This window comes from Paenibacillus sp. BIHB 4019, from assembly GCF_002741035.1.
Classification (GTDB): Bacteria; Bacillota; Bacilli; order Paenibacillales; family Paenibacillaceae; genus Pristimantibacillus.
The window spans coordinates 2473322-2498022 of the sequence record NZ_CP016808.1 but is presented as its reverse complement, the minus strand read 5'-3'; the positions used below and the strand labels follow the sequence as shown (position 1 = coordinate 2498022).

General features: G+C 50.2%; 22 protein-coding genes. 8 read left to right on the top strand and 14 right to left on the bottom strand.

Translation table 11 applies throughout. The features are described 5' to 3' along the window. Positions 1 to 125 precede the first annotated feature (125 nt). Positions 126 to 404 (top strand): type II toxin-antitoxin system RelB/DinJ family antitoxin, encoded by a 279-nt coding sequence (locus BBD42_RS10620; protein WP_099518142.1) that lies wholly within the window; start codon positions 126 to 128, stop codon positions 402 to 404. Then, positions 397 to 663, top strand: a complete 267-nt coding sequence (locus BBD42_RS10615; RefSeq protein ID WP_099518141.1) for a Txe/YoeB family addiction module toxin — start codon at positions 397 to 399, stop codon at positions 661 to 663. Before BBD42_RS10620 ends, BBD42_RS10615 begins: the two co-directional genes overlap by 8 nt. Positions 664 to 782: 119 nt before the next feature. On the opposite strand, the gene BBD42_RS10610 is transcribed toward BBD42_RS10615, so the two are convergent. Continuing rightward, positions 783 to 1880 (bottom strand): hypothetical protein, encoded by a 1098-nt coding sequence (locus BBD42_RS10610; protein ID WP_099518140.1) that lies wholly within the window; start codon positions 1878 to 1880, stop codon positions 783 to 785. Positions 1881 to 2238: 358 nt separating this feature from the next. Here BBD42_RS10610 and BBD42_RS10605 point away from each other — a divergent pair, with 358 nt between their 5' ends. From BBD42_RS10605 to BBD42_RS10595, 3 genes are read left to right on the top strand one after another with little or no spacing between them, the layout of a single operon-like run. Next, the gene (locus BBD42_RS10605; protein WP_099518139.1) at positions 2239 to 2697 is read left to right on the top strand and encodes a MarR family winged helix-turn-helix transcriptional regulator; all 459 of its coding nucleotides are present in this window, start codon (positions 2239 to 2241) and stop codon (positions 2695 to 2697) included. Positions 2698 to 2709: 12 nt separating this feature from the next. Then, complete coding sequence (locus BBD42_RS10600; protein WP_099518138.1) at positions 2710 to 4455, top strand: ABC transporter ATP-binding protein; 1746 nt, start codon at positions 2710 to 2712, stop codon at positions 4453 to 4455. Further along, complete coding sequence (locus BBD42_RS10595) at positions 4448 to 6298, top strand: ABC transporter ATP-binding protein (RefSeq protein ID WP_099518137.1); 1851 nt, start codon at positions 4448 to 4450, stop codon at positions 6296 to 6298. The genes BBD42_RS10600 and BBD42_RS10595 overlap by 8 nt, the downstream gene beginning before the upstream one ends. Before the next feature lie 106 nt (positions 6299 to 6404). On the opposite strand, the gene BBD42_RS10590 is transcribed toward BBD42_RS10595, so the two are convergent. The 5 genes from BBD42_RS10590 to cls all read right to left on the bottom strand — a co-directional run bounded on the left by BBD42_RS10590 (position 6405) and on the right by cls (position 13286). Beyond that, positions 6405 to 7991 (bottom strand): hypothetical protein, encoded by a 1587-nt coding sequence (locus tag BBD42_RS10590; RefSeq protein WP_099518136.1) that lies wholly within the window; start codon positions 7989 to 7991, stop codon positions 6405 to 6407. Positions 7992 to 8386: 395 nt separating this feature from the next. Next, a complete protein-coding gene (locus BBD42_RS10580; RefSeq protein WP_269467263.1) occupies positions 8387 to 9886 on the bottom strand; it encodes a catalase in 1500 nt (499 codons plus the stop codon). Positions 9887 to 10059: 173 nt separating this feature from the next. Next, the gene (locus BBD42_RS10575) at positions 10060 to 10908 is read right to left on the bottom strand and encodes a winged helix-turn-helix transcriptional regulator (RefSeq protein ID WP_172455450.1); all 849 of its coding nucleotides are present in this window, start codon (positions 10906 to 10908) and stop codon (positions 10060 to 10062) included. Then, complete coding sequence (locus BBD42_RS10570) at positions 10890 to 11279, bottom strand: Fur family transcriptional regulator (protein WP_046231262.1); 390 nt, start codon at positions 11277 to 11279, stop codon at positions 10890 to 10892. The genes BBD42_RS10575 and BBD42_RS10570 overlap by 19 nt, the downstream gene beginning before the upstream one ends. 561 nt (positions 11280 to 11840) lie before the next feature. Continuing rightward, complete coding sequence (gene cls / locus BBD42_RS10565; RefSeq protein ID WP_099518133.1) at positions 11841 to 13286, bottom strand: cardiolipin synthase; 1446 nt, start codon at positions 13284 to 13286, stop codon at positions 11841 to 11843. A 147-nt stretch (positions 13287 to 13433) separates the two neighbouring features. Between cls and BBD42_RS10560 the strand changes: the two genes are divergently transcribed. Continuing rightward, the gene (locus BBD42_RS10560; RefSeq protein ID WP_056036644.1) at positions 13434 to 14750 is read left to right on the top strand and encodes a deoxyguanosinetriphosphate triphosphohydrolase family protein; all 1317 of its coding nucleotides are present in this window, start codon (positions 13434 to 13436) and stop codon (positions 14748 to 14750) included. A gap of 442 nt (positions 14751 to 15192) precedes the next feature. On the opposite strand, the gene BBD42_RS10555 is transcribed toward BBD42_RS10560, so the two are convergent. Next, positions 15193 to 16155, bottom strand: a complete 963-nt coding sequence (locus BBD42_RS10555) for a nucleoside hydrolase (RefSeq protein WP_099521557.1) — start codon at positions 16153 to 16155, stop codon at positions 15193 to 15195. Between the two features lie 51 nt (positions 16156 to 16206). On the opposite strand from BBD42_RS10555, the gene BBD42_RS31530 reads away from it, so the two are divergent. Further along, positions 16207 to 16329, top strand: a complete 123-nt coding sequence (locus BBD42_RS31530) for a DUF1540 domain-containing protein (RefSeq protein WP_481855973.1) — start codon at positions 16207 to 16209, stop codon at positions 16327 to 16329. Between the two features lie 163 nt (positions 16330 to 16492). Here BBD42_RS31530 and BBD42_RS10550 read toward each other — a convergent pair whose 3' ends face one another. Then, a complete protein-coding gene (locus BBD42_RS10550) occupies positions 16493 to 17467 on the bottom strand; it encodes a D-alanyl-D-alanine carboxypeptidase family protein (protein WP_099518132.1) in 975 nt (324 codons plus the stop codon). A 270-nt stretch (positions 17468 to 17737) separates the two neighbouring features. Between BBD42_RS10550 and BBD42_RS10545 the strand changes: the two genes are divergently transcribed. Beyond that, positions 17738 to 19606, top strand: a complete 1869-nt coding sequence (locus BBD42_RS10545) for an LTA synthase family protein (RefSeq protein WP_099518131.1) — start codon at positions 17738 to 17740, stop codon at positions 19604 to 19606. Positions 19607 to 19721: 115 nt separating this feature from the next. Here the strand turns inward: BBD42_RS10545 and bcp are convergent, their stop codons facing one another. The 6 genes from bcp to mglC form a co-directional block, all read right to left on the bottom strand. Next, entirely contained in the window at positions 19722 to 20183 is a 462-nt protein-coding gene (gene bcp, locus BBD42_RS10540; protein ID WP_099518130.1) for a thioredoxin-dependent thiol peroxidase, read from the bottom strand. Positions 20184 to 20247: 64 nt separating this feature from the next. Continuing rightward, positions 20248 to 21306, bottom strand: a complete 1059-nt coding sequence (locus tag BBD42_RS10535) for an asparaginase (RefSeq protein ID WP_172455449.1) — start codon at positions 21304 to 21306, stop codon at positions 20248 to 20250. A 137-nt stretch (positions 21307 to 21443) separates the two neighbouring features. Continuing rightward, on the bottom strand, positions 21444 to 22022 hold the full coding sequence (locus tag BBD42_RS10530; RefSeq protein ID WP_172455448.1) for a ferric reductase-like transmembrane domain-containing protein: 579 nt from the start codon (positions 22020 to 22022) through the stop codon (positions 21444 to 21446). Beyond that, positions 22019 to 23068: an FAD:protein FMN transferase gene (locus BBD42_RS10525; protein ID WP_099518127.1), complete on the bottom strand. Its 1050-nt coding sequence runs from the start codon at positions 23066 to 23068 to the stop codon at positions 22019 to 22021. Before BBD42_RS10525 ends, BBD42_RS10530 begins: the two co-directional genes overlap by 4 nt. 2 nt (positions 23069 to 23070) lie before the next feature. Continuing rightward, complete coding sequence (locus BBD42_RS10520) at positions 23071 to 23457, bottom strand: hypothetical protein (RefSeq protein WP_099518126.1); 387 nt, start codon at positions 23455 to 23457, stop codon at positions 23071 to 23073. 222 nt (positions 23458 to 23679) lie between these two features. Next, positions 23680 to 24699 carry a galactose/methyl galactoside ABC transporter permease MglC gene (gene mglC, locus BBD42_RS10515; RefSeq protein ID WP_056036623.1) on the bottom strand — a complete coding sequence of 340 codons (1020 nt, stop codon included), beginning with the start codon at positions 24697 to 24699 and terminating at the stop codon, positions 23680 to 23682. Between the last annotated feature and the right edge of the window lie 2 nt (positions 24700 to 24701).

Below are 24701 nucleotides of genomic sequence, written 5' to 3'. Positions count from 1 at the left end.
CATTCAAACCGTCAAACCATAACAATCATTTTGAATCAAAAGATAAAATAATGCGCACATTGTATTCATAATGTACATAATATATAATACAATGTAAATAATATTAATAGAAAGAGGTGTTGAAAATGGCACAAACCAATATCAATATTCGTATGGATGAAGACCTCAAAAAAGAAGCGGAGTCTCTATTTTCGGATTTGGGGCTGAATATGACTACGGCGGTAAATATCTTTGTTCGTCAGTCCATACGCCAAGGTGGAATTCCTTTTGAAATCACAACCCAAACCGATCCTTTTTATAACCCGGCCAACCTGAGAAGGTTGAAGCAATCCATTCAGCAAATGGAGCAAGGAAAAACCGTGACGCAAACGATGAGCGGTTTAGAGCATATGGCTGATGAGTAATCTTGTTTTTACAAGCTTCGCTTGGGAAGATTATTTGTACTGGCAAACCGAAGACAGAAAAACTTTGAAAAGGATCAATCAGCTCATTAAAGACATTGAACGCAATGGCTATGAAGGGATTGGAAAGCCAGAGCCGCTTCGCGGGGATCTATCCGGATATTGGAGTCGTCGCATTGATGATACCAATCGCTTAGTCTACCGGATTCAAAATGGCATGATTGAATTCTATGCTTTTCGCACACATTATGGGGATAAATAATGCTTCATCAAATAATAGAAAAAGCTATCCCTGAATCCGTTCAAAAACGGTGTAGGGGATAGCTTTTGTCATAACCAGCCTTGTATTCAATATTAGCTCTAGGCAGTATTTATACGAATCTAGTTATAGTAATTAACGGTAGGCGCAGGCTCGATTCCATTTGCATAATAGTAATTCAAGTCGCTGACAAAATCAATAACCTTGTTCGTATTCAAGTCATAAACTAAAATTTGGGGATTTCCGAGCATGTCCAGCAAGCCGAACCGTCTTGGCGTTGTATACCCTTTCGTATCAACAAAGGTTTGAAAATACTGTGTCGGAGGCCCTGATGCGAAAGTAGAATAGTGATACATGAATAAAGTATCTTCCTTCAATACTATAAGTACGGCATTGTTGGAGCTTGCATTAGTAGAATGATAGTCTACCGCCGTTGTAATATAATTCACTCGTGCATCTGAAATGCTATGAGTACGTGATTGATAGTTGCCTCCATAAGAAAAATAATACTTTCTCTCCCAATCCAAGTGCGGGTTCGTATTTGCAGCATTGGTTGTATTGGCAATCCGCTTATTGTTGAGATATAAATCATTATTCGAATACTTCCATACGACGGATTGCAAAAGATTTGAAACGCTATTAAAAGATATGGCGCCATTTGGAGCGGAAGCATTGGACTGGATGTTATAGGTGTCTCCTACTGTGCCCGTAGAAGTAACTAATAGTCCAAAGTCGGCAGCCGGCAAATTGTTGGCAGCTGACAGATTGCCGCTTGTATTGCCGATGCCTGTCGGATAAGCCGTTCCCGTACTCCAATCAATCTGGTACAAATCTACACGGTAGCCGGCATTGGCAGATTGAGTCCGAAAAATGATGCTGCGTGCCGTCGGCAAACTAAAGAAATAAAAATTTTGCGGATTGCTCGCCGTTAATGAGCTGCTATGGAACAGGATATCTCCTTCCACATTATAATTTAAGCGGCTTGCCGCATTCGCTGGATTCGGTTTTTTCAACAGATCGGACGGACTGAGCGCTACACCGCTTTCCCAATCGGTCTGAATGCTTTCTACTTCCCCAAGTAATTCAGGTTCTGCTTGAATAGCGGGCAGCATTTCGGGTTGATTAGAAGTGACGGCTTCGGCTGAAATGGGAAGAGCCATTACGAAAAACAGCATGAGAACTAAAAAAGGCGTAGTCACGTACTTTCTTTTCTTTGTCATGGTTTTTTTCCTCCATCTTGTTTCATTTTTTTATTATTGCAAAACGTCCAGCACGCTTCCATAACTGATTATTCCCCACTAAAAAATATACCCCTCCCTTATCTGCTTATTAGGTTCCAATCAATTATGTTATAAAATAAGGAAATTATGTTAATCTCAATTCATATTTTAATATAGTTACCAATAACATTCAATACAAATTTATACAAATATACTTTTTATCATACCACAATGATTACTAGGATTAGGCTGCATTTCACTAAGGATAAAGCTTGACGGCGGTTCCAGCCCCGTTTTAAAATATAGTTAGTCGACAAACTAATTTCTGCATGATGTTCAAAAAGAGAGGGGTGCCGCTATGCCATTTCGCAGAGGGCCTGACCATATTACGCGGATTTTCCGCCATTTAACCCGCCAGCATCAGAAGCAGCTGCATGCCCAGCTCCAGGATTATGATCTTTATCCGGGGCAGCCGCCGCTTATGTTCGCCTTGGAGCGCGGGCCAGGACGGAGCCAGAACGAGCTCGCACAGGAGCTTGATATTAAAGCGGCAACGCTGACCGTGATGCTGAACCGGATGGAGAAGAACGGCATTGTCCGCAGGGAAGCCGATCAACGTGACCAGCGCGTGTCGCGCATTTTTATGACCGACAAAGGAAAAGCGATGCTTGGCAAGCTGCGCGAGACGCTTCACCTGCTGGAGGAGCAGTCGCTGCAAGGCTTCAGCGAGGAAGAAAAGCAAATCCTGAAAGGGATGCTGAACCGGATTGGCGATAATATAAACGCGATGAACCCTGCCGAGGGAAATCAAGATTAGAGGAAGTGGACGATGATCAAGCTTGCGCGATATTTAAAACCTCACTGGGCCGCTGTATTGCTTGCCCCATTGCTGATGGTTTTGGAAGTATGCATGGACCTGCTCCAGCCTAAGCTGATGGCAAGCATTGTCGATGAAGGCATCATTAAAGGCGATTTAAGCCATATCAAAATAACAGGCTTATATATGCTTGCAGCTGCATTAATTGGCCTGATAGGCGGGGTTGGCTGCACCGTATACTCCAGCATTGCCTCGCAAAAATTCGGAGCCGATCTGCGCGGCGATTTGTTCCGCAAGGTACAGACGTTTTCCTTCCGAAACCTGGATGAGCTTAAGACCGGATCGTTGATTACGCGGCTTACGAGCGATATTGTCCAACTCCAGACGATGGTGCAAATGCTGCTGCGCATTTTTGTCAGATCGCCAATGCTCGCCATCGGCAGCATTATTATGACGATTACGATTAGCCCGAAGCTGGCACTCATTCTCGCCATTGTCGTTCCGCTGCTGTTCATCGTTATGTTTGCGCTGATTCGCTCTACTCTGCCGCTGTTTGCGAGCATGCAGTCGAAGCTGGATGCGGTAAATACGGTGCTGCAAGAAAACTTTACCGGCATCCGGGTCGCCAAAGCATTTGTCCGCTCCACCTATGAAAACGAACGGTTTGGCCGTGCGAATCGGGATTATACGGGCTCGGCTATTAAGGCGATGCAATTGGTCGCCATTAATATGCCGATTCTCACTTTTATTTTGAATGCAGCGATTGCTGCCGTACTCTGGTATGGCGGTCTTGATGTGCAAAAAGGTACGCTGCCCGTCGGCGACTTAATTGCTTTCATCAATTATGTGACTCAGGTCATGCTCTCGCTGTCGATGATCGGCATGATGCTCGTCCGCTTCTCAACGGCGAAGGTTTCTGCACAGCGCGTGCAGGAGGTGCTGGACACGTCATCGGAAATTCGCTCGGCTGCATCGGCTGCCCAGCATAACGATACAGCGGGAGAAGTGGCGTTCGAGCATGTTTCATTCGCTTATGCGGGCATAGCTGCGTCAGAGAAGGCTTATGAGCTGCGCGACATTAGCTTTACGGCGAAGCCGGGACAGAAGCTTGCGCTGATTGGAGCAACCGGATCAGGCAAGTCTACGCTGGTCAGCCTGATTCCCCGGTTGTACGAAGCCACACAAGGGCGCGTGCTTCTGGACGGCGTTGATGTGCGCGACATTGAGCTTAATAGCCTGCGCAGCCACATTGGCATCGTGCTTCAGGAGTCGATTTTGTTCACGGGCACCATTCGTGAAAATATTTGCTTCGGCAAGCCAGAGGCCACCGAAGCCGAAATGCTTGCCGCCGCCAAGGCCGCGGCGGCGCATGATTTTATTGCCCGCCTTCCCGAAGGGTACGACACGCAGCTTGGCCAGCGCGGCGTCAATTTGTCCGGCGGGCAGAAGCAGCGGCTGTCGATCGCTCGTGCGCTGCTGCTCCAGCCATCGGTGCTCATTCTCGATGACAGCACGAGCGCCATCGACATGAGAACGGAGGCGCAGATCCAAGCGGCGCTGAGGCAGCTGATGCACGGACGCACCAGCATTATGATTGCGCAGCGCATTTCCTCCGTCATCGACGCCGATCATATTATTGTGCTCGATGAGGGGCAAATTGCCGCAGAGGGCACTCATGACGAGCTGCTGCGCTCCTCAGAGCTTTATCAAGAAATTTACCAGTCGCAGGCTGGCAAGGAGGCGACCGTTCATGGCTGATTCTAAGCATTTCTCTCCTAGCGAGCGCCCGCCGGCGTCAGCGCCGGCTCTGCCGAACCTTGGAATGCGCGGCGGTCCTCCGGGCATCCCAACTGCAAAAGCCAAGCCCAAAAATACACTTCAGACGCTGCGCCGTATTTGGAACTACTTGAGCCATTACCGCACAACGTTAATAAGCGTGCTGCTTGCTACGATAGGCGCAACGCTGCTGTCGCTCGCCGCGCCGTATCTAATTGGCCACGCCATCGATCAATACATCATTCCGCGCAGCTATGACGGGCTGCTGTCGCTATGCTTCCTGCTGCTTGCTGTATATGCAGGCAGCTCCATTCTGACTTGGCTCCAGCAGAAGCTGGTGGTAAGCGCATCCCAAAATACGGTGCTGGACATGCGCCGCGACCTATTCGGCCGATTGCAGCTGCTGCCGCTTCGCTTCTTCGACGGCAAGACAAACGGCGAGCTGATGAGCCGGACAACGAACGATATTGAAAATGTGTCCAGCACGCTCAGCCAAAGCGTCACGCAGCTGTTATCCAGCGTCATCATGCTTGCCGGATCACTCGCCATTATGCTGTCGCTCAATCTATGGCTGACACTGCTTAGCATGGTAACGATACCGTTCGTGCTGCTATTCACTAAGAAGGTGGCGGGCTTCACCCGCCGTTTCTTCTCCAAGCAGCAGCAGCATTTGGGCGAGCTGAATGGCTTTATTGAGGAAACGGTCGCTGGGCAAAAGGTCGTGCAGGTGTACCGCCGCGAGCAGCGGGCTGCGGAGCAATTCGATAAAATGAACGGCGAGCTGACGAATGCGAGCATTCAAGCGCAAATTTATTCAGGAACAATCGGCCCATTCATGAACGTCATGAACAATCTCAGCTTCGCCCTTATCGCTGCCGTTGGCGGCTTTATGGCGCTGCATGACTGGACGACCGTCGGCATCATTGTCAGCTTCCTGAACTACTCAAAGCAATTCCAGCGCCCTTTGAACGAGCTTGCGAATCAGTTTAACTTGCTGCAATCTGCTGTGGCGAGCGCCGAGCGCGTATTTGAGCTGATCGATACCGATACGGAGTACGAGGGAGACGGCACGAAGCAGCTTGAAGCATGCAGCGGCCATGTCCGCTTTGATGACGTATCGTTCAGCTACCGCGAAGGCCATCCAATCTTGAACCATGTATCGCTCGAGGCCAAGCCTGGACAGATGATCGCTCTCGTTGGTCCGACCGGAGCCGGAAAAACAACGATCATTAATTTGCTAACGCGCTTTTATGATATTGACCAAGGCAAAATTACAATCGATGATGCCAATATTCGCGAGCTGGACCGCAATAGTCTGCGCCGCCAGCTCGGCATTGTGCTCCAGGACGCTTACGTATTCTCCGATACGGTGCGTGAGAACCTGCGCTACGGACGGCTTGATGCCACCGATGCGGAAATTGAGCAGGCGGCGCGGCTGGCGAACGCCCACAGCTTTATCAGCAAGCTGCCTGAGGGCTATGATACGCCGCTTACCGCTGGTGGCGGCAACCTCAGCCAAGGGCAGCGGCAGCTGCTTACGATCGCCCGCGCCGTGCTTGCCGATCCGTCCATCCTCATACTGGATGAGGCGACAAGCAGCATTGATACGCGGACGGAAATGCATATTCAAGCCGCCATGCGCAAGCTGATGGAGGGGCGTACCAGCTTTGTGATCGCCCACCGTCTCAGCACGATTCGCCAGGCGGATCAAATTCTCGTCATTGCCGACGGCGGCATTAAAGAGCGCGGCACGCATGGCGAGCTGTTAGAACAGAAAGGCTTCTACTATGAGCTTTATATGAGCCAATTCCAGCGCAGCGGCTAGAGCCGCAAGCAAGGGCAAAGAAGGCGAGCGGAGTAATCTCCGCTCGCCTTCTTTGCTTTATTTTCAGCCAGGTTTGCCTATTTGATAAAATCGTTCACAGTTGCTTCTATTTTTTAAATCCGCCTGACAAAATGAGCAGCAGCTGCCGTTTGGGAAGGAACATATGCGCGGCCACATACAGGAGCAATGGCGGCAGGGCAATCCAATAGCCGTACAGCCCCCCAATTGTCCTCATGACTGCCTCTCCTGATTGGCTGATTATCTCTGCGCTTCGTGTCATTTGCATAAACATCATTACAGGCGACCGATGAGTATCTGTAATGTACAGATAGGAAGGCACGAAGTTGCCATAATTCAGCGCTGTTTGAAGCAGCAGCATGCCGCCTGCAACGGACAGCAGCGTGAGAATAGACAGCTTGGCTTCCAGCCGCAGCACAGCGGCGACCGCCCAAACTGCCGCTGCCGAGAAGCTGGTGACTGTTACAACGGCAAACAACGTATTTAACATTCCCATCTCTCGAATGGTCATATAATTGGATATTTTAAACGGTTGAATAGTTAACAGGGTAATAATTGAAAGGGCAATAGAAGCTGACCACACGATTATTTTTTGCTTGGATCTAAAGGCCCCAGCCATCGCCATTGCAATCACGACCGCCGGAATTGCTCCTGCCAGCGAAATGAGGAAATATAACAAAATAGAGGAGCCAAAAGACGGCCATCCCTGCGCTGGCAATGGCTCAAACGAGCCGCCTTCCACCCAGTAAGGCAGAAAATAAATAATTGTAAATAGTGCAAAAACCACTGCTGCTGTAATGGCGCGTCCCGCATAACCTACCGTTTTCTCTAGCTCTCGTTCTCCGCGGAAAGTCACCTTGTAAAGCAGGCGCAGCGGAATGAACAGGAGCAGCAAAGACACGGCCGACAGCAGCATTTGCAGCACATTGGCGGCGGCGCTGGAACTGAAGTTGGCCTGCATCAGTCCTGATCTTAATATATACGTGTCCAACACATCCGTTGAGCCCATAGTCACCGGATTCGACAACAGAAAGGTCATGGAAAACAAACCGCTGCCCATAAAGGCAAGCGATGAGAGGGCAAACAGGCCTGCCCCTTTGACTGGCAGCCAAGCATCCCTGCGGCTCCGGCCCTCACCCGCAGCAAAGATGATAGCGATAGGTATACCCGCATATTTCAAAGCGCTGAGCAGCGGATGCAGGATGCTCATTACCGATTCCTGCAAAAAAGGCTCGCTGCCTAGCACATACATCCACCAATGGCTGTAGACGCTAGCAGGCACAAAAACAATCAAGGCTCCCAGCAAAACGACTCCCTGCCGCACCTTGGAAGGCAGGACATGCAGAGCATACCCCGCTAGTGCCCCAAGCACAAATACGAGGCCTGCAAACTTCAGGTTAAAGGTGATTGTGTTGCCTACGACATGCATAAACTCAGATGATTCCATTAAAGCTCGCAAATGTTGAAGCCCCACCCAAGCCGAGTCCGCCATGCCAGCAAACGGTTTATAATCCTTCATGCTCATCATGATTTCTTTCCCAAAGCCAACCAATGCCATCAATAAACCGATACCCAAAACAATCAAGGATACTAAAGTATAAACCTTTGATCCTGTAGTCACGCTATCATTCTTGTTTGAAACTACATGCCCGGCATACGGGTTCTCAGTACTCATCGCTGTTCACATCCCGTTCTTTTATAATCGCCATTTTCGAAACAATATTAACCATAAAACGCATATATTACAACACCTTTATAAAGTTTGTGAAAATAGGCATTTTGATTTCCGCCCCTTCGCGATGGCAGCATTGCTCCTTAGTGGCCCACTCATAAAAAACCCGTCTACTCCAATCAACGAGCCTTTTCCCGATAGCGATCAGGAGAAGGCTGCTGTTTACTAGCATTCCCCGACTGCTTGATGCAGGAGAAAAATAAATAAAAGCAAACAGGCGGAGCCCCCATTGATTAGGGTATCCGCCTGTTTTTCTGGCCGTTTTTCTGCCATTTGTCTGCTGCTTCATTCTTCTATTCCATATAAAAGCATCTTTTTCCGCTGTACCTTGAGTCGTCTTAACGCTGCGGCATATGCTTGCGAATATCTACGCCCAGCCCCTCGGACAGTCTCATCCCCAGCTCCACGTTGGCCCGGAAAAAGTTGCAAATGGCGCGCAGCTGAATATCCGCGTTCGTCTGCCCCAAATCATTAATCAAATTTTTCACCAAGTTGTCCTGCTGTGGTCCCGCAAGGGAAAGATAACGTTCGCCTGCCTGCGTAAAATCGTCGGTTTTATCGATTTTCTGGCGTCCGGCAAAGCCATGAACAGGAACTGCATGGTCAGCGTGGTCCTGCCCAGCTTCCTGCGGGCTTGTGCTCAAGCTGTTCGGCTCATAATTGACGCTGGAGGAATCGGCTTTCATCGTCATCGCTCCGTCACGCTGATGGTTGCGGGCAGGCGCATACGGGCAGTTGACTGGAATATGCAAATAATTCGCGCCCAGACGGTAACGCTGCGTATCCGGATAGGAAAATAAGCGGCCTTGCAGCAATTTGTCCTCCGACGGCTCAATGCCCGGCACCAAAGCGCTCGGCGAGAATGCCGACTGCTCTACCTCGGCAAAATAATTTTCCGGGTTGCGATCAAGCGTCATCGTGCCGACTTTATGCAGCGGATACATATCCTCCGGCCACGTCTTGGTCGGATCGAGCGGATCAAAGGAGTAGCGCTCCATATGCTCAGGAGGCAGCAGCTGCACATGCAAATCCCATTCCGGGAAATCTCCTTTTGCAATGGAATCGTGCAAATCCCTTGTCGCATGGTTAAAATCGCGCCCTTGCATCTCCGAAGCCTCCTCAGCGGTGAAATTGCGCACCCCCTGCTTCGATTTCCAGTGGTATTTCACGTAGGTCAGCTTGCCTTCGGCATTAATCCACTTGAACGCATGCACGCCAAAGCCGTCCATTTCACGGTAGGTGGCAGGCGTGCCATCGTCGGAAAACAGCCATGTCAGCATATGCGTCGATTCCGGCGACAGCGTCATAAAATCCCAATAGCGGCCAGGCTCCTGCACATTCGTCTGCGGCGACGGCTTCAGTGAATGCACCATATCCGGAAATTTCATCGCATCGCGAATAAAGAATACCGGAAGATGGTTGCCCACAATGTCCATATTGCCCTCTTGCGTATAAAACTTCACCGCAAAGCCGCGCGGATCACGCGCCGTCTCAGGTGAACCCGTTCCATGAATGACGGTCGAAAACCGGACAAATACCGGCGTCTCCACTCCCGCCTCCTGCAAGAAATGAGCTTTCGTATGAGCAGCCATGCTGTTCTCTACGCGGAATACGCCATGCGCGCCAGCGCCTCTGGCATGGACAACCCGCTCTGGAATACGCTCGCGGTCAAAATGCGCCAGCTTCTCCAGCAGATGATAGTCCTCCAGCAGCGTAGGGCCGCGCTGCCCGGCCGTGCGTGAATTTTGGTTATCAGTAACAGGCGCGCCTTGATTGGTCGTCATGTAGTTCGCATTAGATTGATGATTCGTATTCGTTACATTCGTCTTATTGGTCATCGTTATTACCTCCGAGTTGGATTTAGACTTGGTCTAAATATTTACCCTTATTATAGCGAGGCCAAACGATGCCTGTCATGAATATTAGATGAACGTATGATGAAGATCGGATGAACACCATTTCATATAAAAAAATACCACTGAAGGCTGCTATACCCCCAGTGGTATTTTCATTACGATGATACTGCCTCATCCGCCAGCCGATAGCCCGCGCCGCGCACCGTCACGATATATTTCGGCGCTACTGCGCTGTCTTTCAGCTTCTTGCGGAGCGACTTAATATGCACATCTACTACGTTGCTGCCGCCGAGAAACTGGCTGCCCCATACGGAATCGAACATCGTCTCGCGCGAGAGCACGGAGCCGTCGGACGTAATAAACATGAGCAGCAGATCGTATTCCGTCTTAGTCAGATCAATGCGCTGCTCGCCGCGGTACACAGCCATTCTTTTCAGGTCGACCGTCAAATCTTTATAATGGTAGCCGGATACGACCACTGGGCTCGATTGCGGCTGCTGCTCCATCATGCGGTTGATTTGGTTAACGGCCTCCTGCGGCGCTGCTGGCCATTCAATCATAGCAGCGGCATCAGGCAGCAGATGGCGGATCACCCCCGCCGAAGCGCCTGCGAGGAACAAAATCGGCACTCCCTTAAGATGGGCCGTGTGCTGCAAAGCAGCCTGCAGCGCTTCTACCGCATCCGTGTGGCCTTGGATATACGGCGTCGCATCATAGATTAGCAGCTCGGGCTGCAAGCTGTGCACGAACGCTTTATTCAAATCATGCAGCGTAAATAGATCAAAGCAATCTGCGGCAAGCAGCTGCAGAAGGCTATGCACCCGCTGGGGGAACGGACTGACAACCATAACACGCTTCGTCATGGAACAGACTGCACCTTCCAGCAAGATATTTGTGTCCGCCTGCTCCGTGAAACCCGGCTCAAAGCTATCCTGATTCAGCCCGGCAAGCTTATTTCCATTTAAAGCTGGTTTGTCCTCATTCGTTACGATTGGCTCGCGCATGACTCGCAAACCCCCTCTAATACAATATGTGAATGGTGAATAATGAACCTCGTTTCCTCCGCAACTTGGCGCGTCCATTCCTGCGGCACCTCAATCATCACTTCTTCAATACGCCCGCATTTGCTGCACATGACATGCTGGTGCTCTTCCGTACGCCCATCATAACGGCTAACAGCCTCACCAAGCTTGAGCTCGCGGATCACCCCTGCATCGGTTAAATAACGAAGCGAATTGTATACCGTTCCGTAAGCAAAGTTAAAGCCTTTACCCCGCAAACGCTCAATAATATCAGCTGCTGCAGGATGGTCGTGAGATTGCTGGATCACGTCCAAAATCGCTTTGCGCTGAACCGTTAAGTTTAGTTTTGCCATAAGGCCTTCATTCCTTCAATTTTCAATTTAGACTAAGTATAATTATGTTGTCAAAATCAGTCAACCCCACCTCTATGCCCTTATGGCCTATTGCCAAAAGCAAGCTGAATCCAAGTGCTCACGACTTTGTAATCATTTTGCGAAAATTGAGGAATTGTAATATTCTGAATATTTACAAATTTCAAATAATAAGATATGATGAACCTATCCTAAACGAGAGGGGATAGCCCATTGGAGTAGCGTAAGCGAAGCATGTCACCCATTTAAGCGGAAAGGAGATTGCAAGGATCATTCGGACATGCGGGAACTCACCATAATGAGCAAGCGAGAAGGCTGCACCGTCACCCAGTCTAGCAATACGAGTAATTCAAGCAATACTTAACTTTGATAGTTTGGTTTTCAATGAGAGTTCATTCGGTTATGGCAAGTGCAATAATGAATGGAAGTTGTACATGGAAATGCGAACTTTGGAATGGAGCGTTTGAATAAATTGAATAGAAGTGAGTCAGAAAGTTAAAGGGATTCCGGTTATCATCGATAAGCGGAATCCCTTTATGCTGCCTACAGAATCGGCGAGAGCAGCCGGCTGATCGACTCCTTGAAGCGTTCAAACAGCGGACGTTTTGCAAACTCGTCTTTCTGGAGCTTGATACTATTTTCAATATCCGCCTCGAATATCTCCTTTAACTGTCCCGCGGTACTTTCCTCATAAATAAAAGCGTTCATCTCAAAATTCAGCTTAAAGCTGCGAATATCAATATTCGCTGTTCCCACTGAAGCGATCTTGCCATCGATGACAATGGTTTTGGCATGCAGGAAGCCTTTTTCATACAAATAGCATTCAATGCCGCCTGCCAGCAGCTCGGCAATATAAGCGCGTGTCGCCCAATAAACAAAGAAATGATCGCGTTTTTTCGGAATCATAACCTGCACCTTCACACCGGATTGGACGGCAATTTTCAGGGCGGTCATTAGGCTCTCGTCTGGCACAAAATAAGGCGTCTGCAAGCAAATCGACCGTTTTGCCGAATAAATCATTTTAATATAAGCATCTTTAATTTGCTGATCCTCGGAATCTGGTCCGCTGGCTACAACCTGCATCCCAATGCCGCCGCCTTCTTTGACTACCGGAAAATAGCTGCGATTCAGCTCCACCGTGCCTGACGATGCAAGATTCCAATCCATGAGAAACTGAGCCTGCATTTGATGCACGGCATGTCCATTCACCCGCAAATGCGTGTCCCGCCACTCGCCGAAATGCTTGTCCAAGCCCAAATATTCGTCTCCCACATTAAATCCGCCAATATAGCCGGTCATGCCGTCGATGATGGCCAGCTTGCGATGATTGCGATAGTTCAGCTTTAAATTTACATACGGAATGCGCGAGGGGAAAAAGGCTTGCGCTTTGCCGCCTGCTTCCCGCAGCTTGTTGAAAAACGACCGCGGCAGTCCCGAACTCCCGATGTGATCATAAAGAAACTTGACCTCTACGCCTTGCTGCGCTTTCGCTACCAATGCTCGAAGCAGCCTGTTGCCCAGCACATCATTACGCACAATGTAATACACCAGATGAATATGATGCTCTGCGGAGGCGATATCCGCAATTAGCGCGTCGAATTTTTCGTTGCCTTCCGTATAGATACGAATGGCGTTATTTTGCGAGAACAAGGCGTAGCTGCTGACCAAATTCATAAAAATCATATCCCGGTAGTCGTTCGTCTCGGCATCATGAAAGACGGTGTTGCGATCCATAAGCTGAAACTTCTGCCGATCCACGGTATCTTCTATGATGCGCTGGCTGTCTCCGAGCAGCTTGAACAATTTGCGCTTGCGCAGCTGCTGGCCGAGAATCAAATAAAGAATAAAACCGAATACAGGAATGAAAGATAATACCATAATCCAAGCCCAAGTAGAGCTGACGTTGCGTCTCTCCAAGAAGACAAGGGCGAAAGCGAGCAATATATTCAGCAAGGTGAAGATGAAATAAAAGTCTTGAAACATAGTCATCGCTAAAGCTCCCCCGATATGCCTTTTACAACATGCACATTTTTTTATAATTAATCAAATCATACTCTATGGGCGGTATATGTTCAAACATGAAAGTATGCTACAATTTTTCAAAAGAACTGCTGGAGCGGCATGGGAGGAACAACAATGGACTTACGCAAGCTACGATTGGACGAACCTGCGCTGGGAACTTTCAGTGAAGAACGAGACGAATATGAACGGGATTATGCCCGCTTGATTCAATCCCCCGCTTTTCGCAGGCTGCAGGGAAAATCACAGGTGTTCGGCGCTGGTTCTGGCGATTATTACCGCACACGGCTGACGCACTCGCTTGAAGTTTCCCAAATCGCCCGCGAGGTCGCTCGGAGACTGGGCAAGCAATATGCCTTTTTAGCTAAAAAAGAACATCCCGGCCTGATGCTCGACCCCGCCGTCGTCGAAATTGCGGCGCTCGCCCATGATCTCGGCCATCCGCCATTCGGCCATAAAGGCGAAGAGGTGCTTGATCACCTGCTTCATGAAGAGCATGGCATGACCTATGAAGGCAATGCGCAAAACTTCCGCATCCTCATGTTTCTGGAGAAGCGCGCCGGCAGCGGCAGCGGGCTTGATCTGACTGCAGCCGTGCTGCTGGCTACAAATAAATACCCTTATTCGCTGGATGAGCCCGGAAGGCTTAAAGGGCTGTACAGCTCCGAATGGGCAGATATTGAGCAGCTGCGCCATTCTTGGAAAATGCCCAAGGGCCGTTCCACCCTCGAAGCACAGCTAATGGATTTATGCGATGATATCGCTTATTCCACCCATGATATCGAGGATGGCATCCGTGCAGGCAAAATCCAGATGAATCGCACGTTTTTTGAAGATCAGCGCCTGATTGACCATCTGGTACAGGAAATTGTTGAGGACCAAGGCAATATGGAGGTTGGCTGGCATCAGGTAGACATTCCTGCGATGGTGAAGAAGGTGCTCGCCGCTTATTTGGAGCAATGGGAAGAGCTGTATGCGCTGTACGATCAGGAAACGTCGCGCACGCGCAGGGAGATGAAAGCGCGCTGGGTCAGCGTTTTTGCCGGAAAGGTCGGCATTATTGACTCCTCTACCCCAGGCTGGAAGAAGGTCACCTTCGTCAAGGATGGACAGCAGGATCTGGAACTGCTGCGGACGATGGAAATTCTCAAGAAGCTGGCATGGGTGACGCTGATTAAAGATTTCCGCGTCCAACGACTGCAAAAACGCAGCGAAATTATGATTCGCAGACTGTGGGAAAGCTTCCGTATCCCTGAGCACGGACGGCTCATCATTCCGCCAGACTGGATTGCCAATTATGAGCAGCATAAGCAGAACTGGACTTGGCCGCGCTTCGTCGCGGATTATATTTCCGGCATGACCGATGCTTATGCGGAGAAGGTCTACGCTGAGCTTTATGCCAGCAAATCGGGCTCGATCTATGAAATGGACTAGCGTTAATTTAAAGCGTCGTTCTAGTGCTTTTGGTGAAAAGTGGCTGCGCTGCATGAAAAGGTTGGCTTCCGATCGCCATTGCCCTTGAATGTCATCGAATGAGCCACCACAAGTGGACATTCAAGGGCAAAAGCGAACGCTGACGCTTCGCAAGGCCTGCCTTTTCATTCCGCTCCGCCTTTTTCACCATGCTTCTAGAAAAACATTTTAAATATGCCGCTTAAGTATGTTACTTAAGCAAGAAAGAGATGAAGCGCGTCAGCCTCATCTCTTTCTTTTTTCCAAAATAAATTCGGAAGCCTCTTCATATTAATAAACCGCACGACAAGTCTTGAAACGTTTTATTCACGGTCACTCTTACATTGAAAGATGCAGCAAAAACAATGCAGCAAAAGCAAACCATGTATCCTTCCTGTTTCTAAAATCCTACTAGGCTGTCTTTTTACGCTGGATTAATCTCAGCACTGCAAGCCAGCTCCGTTATATAGTCGAAGAAACGCTCCGGCTCCACATCGTACACGAGGCTGACTGGACGGCCATCCTCCGCTTCAATGGTTCTCCCTTGGCTCGCGCCATGCGCGATCGCCTTGCTGTGGACCGTCCTCATTGAGACGAGGCTTGAATCGCCCACCGTTGCGGTTGTTAGAACATCCCATAGGTAATACGTCGAATTCGTCTCCATATAAACAAGCGGCGGACAGGCGGCGTAACATTGCCCGACAAAATCCATGCCCTCATGACGGCGCAGCGAAGCCCAGCGATTGCGGATCGGCACCGTCAGCGGCACCTTATTCGTGCTTTCCAAAGCAACGAGGATGATCGGAATTTTGCTGGCCCATACCCGCTCTACTGCTTCCGGGTCCCAGAACGCATTCCACTCTGCGGTTCCATCATGCTCCGGTTCCTGCACATTGCCTTTCTCATTGAACGTTCCGCCCATCCAGACGAGCTTTTCGATGTTCGCTTCAATATCCGGGGCCTCATCTAATGCACGGGCTAGATCCGTCAGCGGCCCAGTGAACAGCAGCGTTGTTTTCTCATCCGAGGCGCGAATCGCTTCAATCATATGAAGATGGGCCGGCAGCTCCGCCTCACGCGTCTTAATCTGCTCCGGCTCGTTTAGAATCGGCAGCGCGTCGACGAAAAAGGTATGCATCCGCCATTCCGCAGGAAAGGGATTGCGCCCGCGAGAATTGGATCTCGCAACCTCGACGCTTGACGAGGCATCGCCGCGTCCGAAGCGGTCAATGATTTTGCGGCTGGCTTTCATGCCGGGCTCCAAATAGCCATCCGCAGGGATGACCGATACACCGACTAGCTCTACCTCTTTCATTTGCAACACAAGAAATAAAGAAACGAGGTCATCTACTCCCGCATCATGATTGTAATAAAGCCTGGTTCCCATCAGCATCCATTCCCTTCACTTGTATAAATTGATCCTTAATTTGTCCATCCTATAGCTGAGAAGGCGAGCTGTCAATGGCAAAGGACGTATTGTGCTTCCGTCAATTCCTGCAAGTTCTGGACTGCCAGCAACCACTGTGGAGCTGCTTCAATTTTTGTAGCAAGCAACCGCTGAAAACGGGCATCCGAATGTGCGAAAACAGACTGCCGCACATTCGAGGCAAAGATCTAGATATCGTTCGGAAGCGGATAGCAAAGCGGCAATATTTTCACAGAAAAAAGCAGCGTGTACCCGCCTGAGCTCATGCCCAGACTCGGTAAACGCTGCATTTCCGCTATTATTTGCTTACTGGAATGGCGTTGTAATATTCCTCAAGCGTCTCGTCGTTATCCGTCAATTCCTTCGCCAGCGCCTTGCCTACATAACGAAGATGCCACGGCTCGTATTTGTAGCCGGTAATTTTATCTTTGCCTTCAGGATAACGAATTATAAAGCCATATTCATAGGCATGCTTGCCAAGCCATACCGCTTCATCCGTACCGCCAAAACAGCTTTCGGCTGCACATTTGCCGTCGCTTCCAGACACGTCAATCGCAAGTCCCGTCTGATGCTCGCTCGTCCCCGGGATAGCGCTGTACGTTCTGGCTTTCTCCAGGCCATCCTTTTTCACATAACGGTCGAACAGCGCCTTTTGGGTCGCTTGCGAACGGTAGGCCGACACGCCCGCTAAATAAATTTTGTCCTTCTTCGCTCCTGCAAACAGCTCTTCCAACGCGTCCGCCGCTACTTTGCGCATTTTGCGCTTATCGATTTTCTCGCTGAAAATAAATGCCACATCCGGATATACCAGCTCGGAAGGCTCGTAATCATCCGGCAGCTTGTTTTGTTTATTCACTAGCGCCGTGACGCTTTCCGGCTCCGCTACAACGGCTAAGCCTTCATCCAAATCGCCAGAAGAGCTGCCGCTGGAAGGCTTTGCTGTTGCCTTCGGCGTTGCTGTCGGCTCTAGGGTCGGCTTCACAGTCGGAGACGGTGTAGGAGCAGGCGTTGCCGCTTGCGATTCTTCTGCTGTTGGTGTTTCTTCCGCTGTTGCCGTTTCTGTCGCCTCCGGCGTCGTACTTTCCTCGATCGGCGATACGGATGGCGAAGCGTCCACCTCGGCACTCGCTTCCGCTGTTGGCGTAACGACAGCCGCTGTATCACCTGGCGCTTGAACCGCCGTTTTATCAAACTTCACAATAACTATAACAGCCATCGCAATTAGGCATAAAGATAACAAAATAACGACCGCTCTTCTGCGTTTTCTCTTCATGATGCACTCCTTATAGGGTTTAGTACAGGAAAAAAGGGTAATAAACGATTAGTCTGTTCTTTTTACACTATACCTAATAGACTTCATTCTGTCTTAAAAGGTTGCCGAAATTTCCTATGTAATTTTTGTGAGCCTCCTCTGCGATTATGCGGCATAGGGCTAATTTTGCATTTTGACATTCTACTATAGGAAGAGGCATAATAAGTATGAATTTATCGTAAATTTACGAGGGACTCGGCCTTAATTTGTCGAGGGAAGGTAGGCGATACTTTGACTTTATCTGCACCAAAACGTCTGTTCAGCACCAGACCGATTATTGTATTCTCCATTATTGTTCTTTTCAAAAGCTTTCTTACTTGGATGGTTGTATTCGGAAGCCCGTCGTGGAGCACCTTGTTCAAGGAGGTTCCATTTGCGTTAATCGTCTTTTGCCTCATTGAGTGGTTCGCAACGAAACGCAAGCTGACGTATTACTTAACAGCGAATTTACTAATAACAGCCATTCTCTTTGCTGTGCTGATGTACTATAAATATTACGGCGTCATCGTCACCACCTCTGCCCTAAAGCAGGTCAATCAGGTAACGGCGGTTAGCAACAGCGTATTTTCACTGATGGACCCGTATTATTTGCTCGTCTTTATCGATGTAATCCTTATGTTTTATTTTCTCGTTCGCAAGCAGAAGGCGCAGTATTGGAAAACCGCCAGCCAGACTCGTGTGAGCAAAAGAATGCTGACGACTGTCTTCGCGGTATCGCTCGGTCTATGCCTATTCAACATTTTGCCGAATAGCGCGAGCATGAATGAAATTGTGAAAGCCGAGCAAATGGGCATCCTGAATTATGAGGCCTATACGATTTTTGGCAAAAAAGAACCCGAGCTGGTTGATTCCTCTACCATTACGCAGGAGAAGATCAACAGCCTCAAGACGCTTGAGCCTGTCGCAGCGCCGCAGCTGCAAGGGGCTGCCAAAGGCAAAAACCTAATTATTATCCAGCTGGAATCATTTCAAAATTTTCTCATCGGCCTCACCATCGACGGCAAGGAAATTACGCCGAATATGAATAAGCTGGCGAAGGACAATTATTATTTCAAGCATTTTTACCAAGGCGTGGGCCAGGGCAATACGTCCGATGCTGAATTCATTGTAAACACGTCCTATTATATTCCGCCTAATGGCGCAGCTACCCAAGTGTATGCTGGCAAGGTGCTGCCAAGCCTGCCGCGGGTTTTGACGGAAAACGGCTATGATACGGCGACGTTCCATACGAATGTCGTGGAGTTTTGGAACCGCGGCGAGCTGTATCAGGCGCTTGGCTTCAATCGCTATTATGATAAAGCCTTTTTCGGTGAAGACGATACGGTATTTTTCGGCGCTTCGGATGAGGTGCTGTATAAGAAAACAGCGGATGAGCTGGAAAAAATGGACAGCAAGGAACAGCCATTTTATGCTCAAGTCATTTCAATGACCGCTCATCACCCCTTCACCATTCCGGATACGAAGTATAAAATGGAGCTGCCCGAGCGTTACGAAGGCACATTCGTCGGCGACTACATTCGAGCACAGAACTATGCGGATTATGCGCTCGGCCAATTTATTGACGATCTCAAGCAGCGCGGACTTTGGGATGACAGCTTGATCGTTCTGTATGGCGACCATCTGGGCTTGCCGATTTATTCGCTGGATCGCGATGATAAAGCATTAATGGAAGAAATTTATGGCTATGAGTACAGCTATACCGATATGATTAATATTCCGCTTATTATTGCTTCTCCGGGCATTACCTCGCCGAAGGAGTTTGACCAGCTTGGCGGGCAGGTTGATTTGCTGCCGACGGTTTCGAACTTGCTTGGCGTTTCGCTGGATAAGCAAATTCATTTTGGCCAAGATTTGCTGAACAGCAGCTCGTATAACCTGCTGCCACAGCGCTATTATTTGCCGACAGGCTCCTTTGTCAGCAGCAAAGAGCTGTTCCTGTCCGGCAGCGGCTACGACGATGGCACCCATCACCCGCTCGCAGGCGATGGCATGGAAAGCGCCAAGAAGGCAACCGAGGATGAATACAACCGCGCGCTGGAGCTGCTCCAGCTCTCCGACAGCTACGTTAGCCAGCTGCCAGACCGCGAACCGCAGAAATGACGCAAATAAGCGGCAGGCGGGATCAGAGCATAATGCTCTAATCCTGCCTGCCGCTTTATTTTTCACAAAATCGCTAGTCATCTATTATGCTGTTTGCCTGCTGCGCCTATTAGGCCTATTTCGCCGCCTCCAGCACTTCCTGCACATGGCCCTCAACGACGACACTGCGCCATTCTTTCGCCAGCTTGCCCTCCTCGTCGATCAGAAAGGTTGAACGCTCGATGCCCATAAATTCCTCGCCATTACGGCTGCGCAGCTTCCATACGCCAAACTGCTCGGCAACCTGATTATCCGTATCCGAGAGCAGCAGGAAAGGCAGCTCATGAGCAGCAATGAACTGATCATGCGACGCCAGATCGTCAGGGCTGATGCCAATGACTTCGGTATTGAACGTCTTGAATTGTCCATTGTAATCTCTAAAATCACATGATTCCGTCGTACAGCCCGGTGTCATATCCCGCGGATAAAAATAAATGACCAGCTTCTTGCCCTTATAGTCCTGCAGCGATACATCCTTGCCATTCGAGGCTGGCAATGTAAAATTCTCAACCTGTTGTCCAATTTGCACTTGCGTCATGTCCAATCAGCTCCTTTGTATTGGATATTTCCACTTGCTTACTCAAACAACGATAGCATGTCCATCAGCGAGATGCTACAAACTCATAGAAAAGCGGTGTATTCATCACAAACTCGCGAATTTGCTGCTTATCGGCATAAAGGGAATAAGCAAGCGTCAGCTTCATAAGCGCCGCATCCACCGACATATTTTCGATAAAGGCCACTCCCGCCTGCTGCAAAGCGACCGACGACGCGTATAGCGTTTCCGAGCTGTCCTTGAGCGGACACAAATATAAGTCTACACTATGTTTGGCACAATACCCGGCGAATGCAAGCAGGGAATGGCGCTCGCTCGCACTCGTATTCGCCGTGCTGGAGTGGAACAGATCGTGAACGACTGCCTTCGGCGCTTTTTGCCCAAAATCAAAATAGTCATAGGTCATGCCCGAAAACGGCTTCACATACAGCAGACCCGATTGAAGCTTATCCTTGCCAGCGATGAATGGGCTCGGGGCAGGCTTGCGAGCACGCAGCTCCTGTGCAGGCGGGTTGAAAGGATGCTCATTTACGATCAGCTTGCCCCCGCTCATGATGCCGTAATGCACGTCATACGGGCATTCCAATTGGTCAGTGAACGACACTGCTTGCGTGACGCGTGTACCCAAATACACGATCGCCTCGCCCGCACTATTTTCATAGACGACGTAGACGCCCTTCAGCTTCTCATCTATGAACTCAACAGCCGAAGCGAAGTTGCGCAGTCCATTGCTGCGCGGATCGCCAAGCGGATAGTTGCTCGCCACCAGCACAATCGGGATGGGACTATCACACAAAATATAGCTAAGCATTGCAGCCGTATAAGCAAGCGTATCCGAGCCATGAGTGATGATAATGCCGTCATATTGGGACAGGTCCGCGCTGCGGATCGTTTCAATCAACACATTCCAATCGTCTGGCACGAGATTTTCGCTGAGAATATTCAGCGGCTCCACACATTCCAGCTTTACAGACTCGCGGTAACGGGGGCCCGATTGATAGCCTTCAATAATCGCATAGGAGCCTGCTTCATGCACGCTAATCGCTCCTGCGCCAGATTTGCTGCCAATCGTCCCGCCCGTGAAAATAACTAGAAGATTGCTCACTTGGTTTCCTCCATATCCAGCAGCTTTGAAGGTCGCTCTTCGCACCAGCCGCCTGTTCATACCAGTTCCCATTCATTCTACTATCTTCTCCGCAAGCTGTCTAAACCTATACGATCCTACAGGAAAAACAGGATAAGTTACCCGCTTTTTGCCGCGACACCCCGATTTTTCGCAGCGCCTGGCTTTTTCTTGACGGTCGCCCTTCCCAAAAACAAGCCTACGGTAACGATTAACGTCGCACCATACATGAACTGCACAAGGCCAAGCTGTGTATCCGTTCCAGCCAAAATGCCGTGAAACAAAGCCAGCAAATAGATCGGGTAGGCGAGCATATGGATAGCGAGCCACACTTTCCGCTTCAGCTTCGGACGCAGGTCCGAGGTTAAAATCAGCACGAGCATGCCATAGAGCGCAAGCGTACCTATACCGTATATCACCGGATGCTCATGCGCGGTAAAAGGAATCAGCAGCTCGCTCCATGTAAATGGCGTGTACGTATCAATGACAAGCACCGCCATATGCAGCAGCGCCAGCAGCGTTCCCCCATTCGTGAAACGGATATGCCAATTGTACACGCGGGCTTTGTTTGGCCCTTTCACAAACGGATAGCTGTACAGCATGCCCAGAGACATGCCGACGAACAGCATCAAGTATGAGCCAATGCCAAGCACCCGCGTCATTTGCCATGTCGGCCAGCTCAAAATCCATTCTGTCATGCCGACTCCTCCTTTTCGCATTCGATTTCGCTTCTGCTATTGGCTCTAGCCCTAGCCGCCGCGTTTCCCGCTCTATGCAGCGGCTCGCGGATATTCCACGCCAAGCCAGACTGGCGTCTGTTGCCGTATTTCACAATTTCGCCGTCGCTCATAAAAATAACCGCTTCACAGTCTCGCGCATGCTCGTCCATCAGCCGCAAGCCTTGATCGAGACCGGCGATGCACAGCGTCTTCGCCCATATTTCACAAGCGACGGCATCGGGGCCTGCAACCGTTGCTTGAACGACATCACTGACGCTTGGCTGCATCGTCAGCGGATCGATCAAATGATGCGCGGCCGAGCTGCCCGTTCCCCACTGTCTGCCCAGCGTCCCAGAGGTCGCAACTGCGCCGTTAGCCAGCAGCAGCTCCCCGATTGCGGCTCCAGCTTCCCACGGATGCTGGAGATCAATAATGGCTGGCGCGGCTGCGTCCCCGCTGTTCCACGCATACAGATCGCCTCCGGCATTGACGATGCCTGCCGGAATCCGCCTGCTGCGCCTCAGCCAGTCGGCGAGCTTCTGCACAGCCCAGCCTTTGGCGATGCCGCCGGCGTCGATACTCGTTCCCTCGGCGAGCTTCACCGCCTTCATGCCATAGTCCAGCTCCAGCTCGCTAGCCGGGCTCAGCTTCCGCAGTTCAGCCCCGCCAGCTCCCGCCTGGAACGCAGCCGCATGCTCGAAAGATTCCGTATAGCCGGACGCTTCCAGCCCCGGCAGTATCCGCAGGTCGAACACCCCTGCCGTCAGACGGCGATAGCTTTCCGCCGCTGCAATAACCTCAAACAGCCAGTCCGACACGACGACCCAGCTGCCTGCCGAGCGGCCAAGCCTGCTCCACTCGCTATCCGGGCGGAAGCGGCTAAACCGCTGCTCCACCGCCTCAAACCAATCGCGAGCGCGGTCTGCATAATAGGCTGTCGTGCGGCGCTCATCCGCTGCGTAATCCAGCATAATTTCGACATTTGTATTCATCGCCCGAAACCGTATCGTCCCCCGCCCGCTCATCGTTAGGACCTGCCTGACTGCGAGCGCATGCCGCCCGAGCTGCTGGAGCTGCCGCTTCCACTGCTGCTCCGATTGTCCACGCTGCCGCGATTGCCTGAGCTGGAGCTATCCGATCCGCTTTCGCTGGAGCTGTCTGACCAGGTGCTATCGCTGCTGCCGTTATTCCAATCCGAGCTGCCGCTGCCGGAAGAGCCTGAGGACATCCACTGATCTACCGTATCCTGCTGATCGCCCTGCTGCTCCGTTCCGGAGGTTGTGCTGCCTCCAGCCGCCGCCGTTTGCGCCGCCTGAAAAGCCGCTGTATTTTGCACAGTGCTGAATAATATAAAAATGCCTGCCGCGCCTGCGGCTCCAAGCTGCCATTTTAACCATTTCGAATTTCCGCTCATCCTTCTCCACCTGCCCTACTCGTTGTAGTTTAGCTAAGTATAGGAAGGCAAGATGAAAGCAGCGTTAAATGAATCTGAAGAAATGCTAAAAGAAAATACTGCTGATCTACGACACGGATTAAACCTGTATATAACACAAAAAAGAATGCGGCCCCAAGACCGCATTCCTCACCTAGAAAGCAAAAACTACTCCTGCTACTGCCCCGTCAAATCGCCGCGCCGCTACTTCTTCGCCACATACTTGCGAATATCAAATGCAACCGCAGCAACAATAATCATTCCTTTAATAATGAGCTGCCAGTACGGGCTTACGCCGACAAAGGTCAGACCATAGTTGATGACGCTGAAAATGAGCACTCCGGCGAGTATGCCGCGCACGCGCCCAACACCGCCTGCGGTTGATACGCCGCCGACGACGCAGGCCGCAATCGCATCCAGCTCGTACATATTGCCATAATTGTTCGTAGCTCCCCCCGTGCGGGCAGCCTCCAGCACGCCTGCCAGCCCATACAGCGCGCCAGCAATCGCATAAATATAAATCAAATTGCGCGATACATTAATGCCCGATACATTAGCGGCTTGGATATTGCCGCCGATGGCGTACATATTTTTGCCCAGCCGCGTGTTGTTGAAGATGACCCAGACGATAAATGAGACGACAATCGCTATGATGACGATATACGGGATCGAATACGTGCCGTTCGGCCCAATATACCCGGTCCCCAGCTTGCTGAATTCCTTGCTTAAGCCTCCGATTGGCTGCGACTGGTTTGGCTTCATATCGAAGTAAAACGAGTTTACGCCATACACGATAACCATAGAGCCGAGCGTCGCAATAAACGGTGGAACATGGAATTTTGCGACAATAATGCCGTTGATCAAGCCAAAAATCAAGCCGACGACAATCGCCAGTATAATCGGCACGATAATCGGCAGCTCCGGCAAATTCGGGAAAAACTTGCGCGGATAATCCGACATTTGCAGCATCGACGCAGAGACGACGGCGCTCAGGCCAACTATCCGCCCAGCAGACAAATCCGTTCCGCCCGTAATCAGAACAAACGCTACGCCTAGAGCGATTATGACCCGCGTCGACGATTGCAGCAAAATATCCCGCAGCGTCGTAATGCCGATAAAATTCGGGTCAGCAACTGCTATGCCAATAATAAGCAGAACCAATATAATATAAATCGCATTTTGGGAGAAAAAATGCTTAACTCCTTTTGCATCCAGTGCATTCATCG